Source organism: Vibrio sp. YT-15, from assembly GCF_033337445.1.
GTDB classification, from domain to species: domain Bacteria; phylum Pseudomonadota; class Gammaproteobacteria; order Enterobacterales; family Vibrionaceae; genus Vibrio; species Vibrio alginolyticus.
Map to the genome: position 1 here is coordinate 1 of NZ_JAWOQR010000099.1, position 1,262 is coordinate 1,262.

General features: G+C 47.8%; 1 protein-coding gene. It reads right to left on the reverse strand.

What is annotated here, in order from left to right; translation table 11 throughout:
* Nucleotides 1-1,262 (reverse strand): class I adenylate cyclase (locus tag R7D93_RS25545; protein ID WP_318129587.1); only part of this gene is annotated, 1,262 nt, incomplete at both ends.

Here is a 1,262-nt window from a genome sequence, read left to right on the forward strand (position 1 = left end):
CGCATCTTGGTGCATTTTGCCCAAAATGGTTTTTAGCGCATCCAACATCGCCGTTTCGCCTTTGAAATGCAGTGTACGCACTTCATGCCAGGAGTTGCGGTAAACCAAATCGACACTGCCGACTAAGTTCTTATGCTCAGGGCCAAAACTGAAGATATCGGTATTTTTCACATCCACTTTCAGTGAACGCCCCGACAGCTCCGAGGTAGGGTCATTTTCGAAGTTGATGAACATCGCCAACTGGCTGATTTCACACGGGCTCGCTAACGCTTGCATCGTCGGACGACGTTTACGCAGTGCAAAGGTATTTCGTAAGTCACTCACCATTTGGTAGAACTTATCAATATCTAGCTGTGCTTCACGCACCACGGCATGCAAACGCGTAGATTCGGTGATGAGGCCATTAAAGAAAGCCCACGAGACCAGTTTGCTCAAGTACTCGTGATGCTCAAGACATGGCTGACCAAGAATGCGATGTGCGATCAATGGTTGCTTGTAGAGATACCAACCCGACTTGTTCACCCCGCCTTCTTTAACTTCGATGAAGCTTAAATCTGGTTCATGTAAATCAGGGGAAATTTGTGGGTTCAGCAACGTCACTTTGCCCGGCAACACCTCAAACGCAGCGTACAACTTACGCGCAAGAATGCTGATGTCTTGCGGGCTGATCGCGGATGTGATGTCGTTGCGACGCGCAAACTGAATCAAGTTACGGTAGCTCTGCATCAATGCATCAAGCAACGCATGATGCACGACTTTCACCTGTTCAACTTTCCAGTTGCGGCGGTCATCGAGCTCGGCAACCACACTGTCATCCCAATTCCATTTCGCAATCATGTCGCTCAACGCTTCACGACGCCAAGCCACCGAACCGACATCGGGTTCACGCGACAGCTTTTCATGAGTTTTGAGATAAAAACAACGACGCACCAAATCCAAACGTGTATCGTCTTGTATTCGTTCTAAATAGCGCGTAACTTTTTCCAACATTAAGTAGTATGCGTCCATGCCATAGAGATCTGGCTCATGGGCAAAGAATCGACGCTTGGTATCAATACTTAACAGTTGTGTGTGCGGGTATTCCCACGAGTAAGCTTCTAGCAGAATGGCTTTTAATACCGACTTGTATGGCGAATCGATACTTTTGTACAGTTGCCACAAGTTCGAGCCAAAGTATTCTTCGGCAGGAATGCGGTTCAACTTACCAAAATCGATCCCCTCGCTACAGTCGATGTAGCCATCGCTGCACAATTGAGAAACGT